The organism is Candidatus Omnitrophota bacterium, from assembly GCA_028715965.1.
Taxonomy (GTDB): Bacteria; Omnitrophota; Gorgyraeia; order Tantalellales; family Tantalellaceae; genus JAQUQS01.
The window spans coordinates 1-4398 of record JAQUQS010000052.1 but is presented as its reverse complement, the minus strand read 5'-3'; the positions used below and the strand labels follow the sequence as shown (position 1 = coordinate 4398).

Sequence of the window (4398 nt, the reverse complement as noted above, 5' to 3'; positions counted from 1 at the left end):
AAGAAAGACCGAGATAACGAAATACAACTCAAGCGACCAGATATTAAGAATGACCTCGACCACGACCGAAGGGGACGTGACCACGGTGGAAAGTGATATCTCCGACAGGAGATACGATATGGCGGGTCGCCTCACTTATACGAAGATCATGATCACCGAGGCTGAAACTTCCGAGATCGCGTCTATCGAGACCTCACAGGCCCCGGGATCCGCGTCGGAATTGGCCAGTGGACAAAAAATAGTCGAAACGTCCATAAACGCTTATGACTCCGAGGACAGGGTCAAGAACATGACCAAAACGACCACGGATAAATTCGCGACCCGGGAAGAGAATGATATCGCGCCGCGGCAATATGACCAGAAAGGACGTTTCATCTCCTCAAAGGTCCAGATCACTACGGTCGATGCAGGCACCAACGAGGTCAGCGTATCGACCGAGGAGACCGTGATCCACTCATATACCACCAAAGATCAAGTCGTTAGAATGACAAGAACCGTTATTTCCGACTCGGATACGACCGTATCGGAGGATGTGGCCGACAGACAGTATGACGCCGAGGGGCGGTTCCTGTCATCCGAGATAAAAACGACCGTCACTAACGCCGCGACAGGAGAAAAGAGCGTTTCAACCAGGAAAACCCTGATAAACTCATATGACAACAAGGATAATGTTCTCAGAATGACGACGACCATAAACGATAAGAGCGGTGAAACGGTAGAAAAGGATATCACCGATAGGACATATTATCCCGGAGGGGACCTGAAATCCTATATGATGAAAATAACCAAGAATGGAGATACCGAGACTGCCCAGACAGTTTCGGTCACTGTAAATTCCTACAAGGCTGACGGTAAGATAGCGCGCATGACGAAGAAGACCGTAGAGGGCGGAAAAGTCACCATTGAACAGGATACCGCGGACAGGCGGTATGATGGGGATAAACTTGTATATTCAAAGGTCAAATATACCGAAAGAAGCGCTTCGGCCCTTGATCTCCAGATCCTTTCGCTGCCGGACCAGTCCCAGATGCAGGTCGTACCAGCCGATTTTATCGGGCCGCTCCTGCCGAACCAGATAAGGGCGGGAAGCGAGTCGGACTTTGGAGCAGGATTAACCCAGGAAGCCGGGGCTCTTACTCATTCATATACGGTTGAAACATCCATAGACAAATATTCAGCTTCCGGGGAAGTACTGCGAATGACACGTACGACCACCGACGGGGGCAAGACCACGACGGAAAAAGATATCTCGGACAGGCGTTACAACAACAACGGCTTGCTGAGCTACTCCAGGACCAGAATAACGGAAAGTGGTGAGGGTCTCGACCATAGTTATACGGTCACAACCTCCATAGAGAAATATAATGATTCGGGGGAAGCGCTGCGCATGACACGTACGACGGTCGACGGAGGCAAGGTCACGACCGCTAAAGATGTCGCCGACAGGCGTTATGAGAACGGTACGCTTACGTATTCGAAGGTCGAATATACCGAAAGGTACGCCTTCCCGACCCTTCCGAGTGTGGATCAGTCCCAGATGCAGGTCGTACCAGCCGATTTTATCGGGCCGCTTTTGCCGAATCAGGTCAGGGCGGGAAGCGAATCTGCCTTCGGATCCGAGTTAGCCCAATGGTCGGGCCCGCTTGACCACACATATACCGTTGAAACGACCGTAACGGCGACCAATGACCTCGGACAAGTAACACGCATGACCCAAAAGACCACAGATGGGGCAAAGATCACTACTGAAACCGACCTGGCGGACAGGCAATATGACACAGAAGGCCGCCTCACGTATATCAAAAAAGAGGTTAAAGAAACAGGAGGGAACCTTAACCATAAATATACTTCCGAGACCTCTATAACGAAATATAACGATCTGGGACAGGTCCTCAGGATGACGACCACTACGACCGAAACTAACGGCTATGTCGTCACGGAAACCGATAAGATAGACAGGAAATATGATTCTAAAGGCCGTCTGGTATTGACGGAACGGACGGTTACGAGAAAGAATATCCCGGGCGCTACGGGCTCCGATAAAAACTCCACGTCCACGGAACGGATGGAAATACGCAGCTACAATGATATCGGCCAGGTGCTACAGATGGATACCAAGGTGACAGATAAGAACGGGACACGCGAAGCAAAAGACGTGGCAGACCGCAAATATGATGAGAAAGGACAGCTTGTTTACTCCAAGATATCTTATCCCGAGAGCGAAAAGATCACATATTCGACCCAGACCCAGAAGTTCTCTAACGGCGCCAAGGCCAAGGAAGTCGTAACATACAGAAAATATCTTGCCTATACGGAAGAAACCTTCGTGCTCGAATATAATGACCTGGGCCAGGTCGTGCGCCAGAATACAAAAAAAGACTATGCCAGCGGCAGTGATCCCACGCAGAACGACGCATCCGACAGGCGCTATGATTCACAGGGAAGCCTGCTGGAGAGCTCAACCCCGTCCGATAACCGCAGGTATACGACAAGTACCTCGACAAAAACATATACTACTACCATCGATGGCGTTAAATATACGCTTAAGAACGACAAAGTGGTACCGGCACCGAACCAGGAATTCCGCAGCAAGGAGAACGGTGCCTTATATGTGGTCGACAGTAACAGCAATGTATCGCTTAAGCCCAACCAGGAGTTCAAGAACCCGGAGAACAACCTCACATACGTTGTCGACAGCAAAGGTAACACTAAACTCAAGGCTAACCAGCAGTTCAAGGACCCGGATACCGGCGTATGGTATGTCGTGGATTCGGCGGGGAACGCGAAAGTGAAATCCGGTCAGCAGATCACGGGCGACAACGGGGCCATATATGTGATCGACAGTAATGGCAAAGCGCAGTTAAAGACCAACCAGACGTTCAAGAACAAAGACGACGGCCGTTATTATGTCGTGGACAGTAAGGGCAATGTCACGCTTAAATCCGGTCAACGTATTTATGACAAGGAAACCAAGCTTTATTATGTCGTTGACAGTAAAGGCAAGGCGGTTCCTGAATCCGGGCAGACATTCACGGATAAAGATACGGGCATAAAATACGTAATAGACAGCAGTGGCAAAGCCGTACTCCAGAAGAACCAGACATTCTACGACAAGGAGACCAAGCTTTATTACGTCGTGGACAGCAAAGGTAATTCAACCCCGAAAGCGGGCCAGGAATACACGGACCCGAAAACCGGGTTGAAATATGTAATAGACAGTACTGGTAAAGCTGTGCTGAAACAGGGACAGACAGTCGCCAAGACCACCGGGACTGTCATGCCCTCCGGCACGGTCTCGATGAAACTGGCCAAGAACACAGTGTTCGAGAGCACGGTGGACGGAGCCCTGTACTACGTCAAGAACCCCAACGAGATATGTAAGGTCTGCAACCAGAAATACGTCGATCCCCGCACCAATCACGTTTACTCGGTCGACAACACGGGCCGCGTATATAACGAGACGTTAAAGCGCTACGAAACCAACAAGAACGAGTCCTACGCGGGGTCCAGCACTTTCGTCGGTCCACGCTTCTCCGCGGAATCGATAAAAGTGGCGAAAGTAGTGTCGACGAACAGCAGTAACCCCGCGAACACAACGTTGTTCACTCGAACAGTAACAACACAGACATCATCCACATATAACGCATACCTGAAGAACCAGCAGACGAAAACTACAACAAGTAGTACTAAAAAATCCGCCTCCGCCGTATATGTTAATCCAAATAAAGTAGTCTACACCCCGTCCAATAGCGTGGTATATACACCAAAGAACAGCGTAGTTTATACCCCCAGCAATGCGGTCGTCTATAAGCCGGCGACATATACCCCCGCGACTGTAACGCCGGCTACGTTCAAGAACGGGGTATACACGCCATCTGTCTACAAACCCGCTACATATACACCAGCTAGTTTCGTGTCGGCCGTAGCCAAGCCTTACGGCAACGTTCCCACATATTCCAACCCTCCTTCAAGCTATTATGGCGTTTTCTGGGGGCCGAATACCAAGGCTTACTACATGAAGACCCCAAGCGGGATAACGCGCATCAGCGCGGACTATGAAGGACTTATGAGCGGTTGGGATTCCGGCGAATATATATTCAACTTCGCCGATTCTCTCAAAGGATACACGGATGCCGACAGTTTCATCTACAATTATTTCACATCGAACGCATCAGGTTCGGTAGGGTTCTGGAACTCCGACACCCTCGACAAATCCATAAAAGACCAGTTCGCCGATGTGGTCGATCCCGGCATGTCCCTGTATGAATGGGCTGAGGCGACCTGGACCGGTGTAGATATGGCCGATGCCGCGAGCTTCTCAGAGGCTCTCGCGGCGCGTACTACTTACGCGACGGACGCGGAGATCTACGGGGTAGAGAATGCAGATGTCGGATTTGA

The 4398-nt window shown here is 50.4% G+C and carries 1 protein-coding gene; it reads left to right on the top strand.

Annotation, left to right across the window (positions count from 1 at the left end):
- The coding region (locus PHH49_08610) for a hypothetical protein (protein MDD5489000.1) at positions 1–4398 on the top strand (4398 nt) is incomplete at both ends.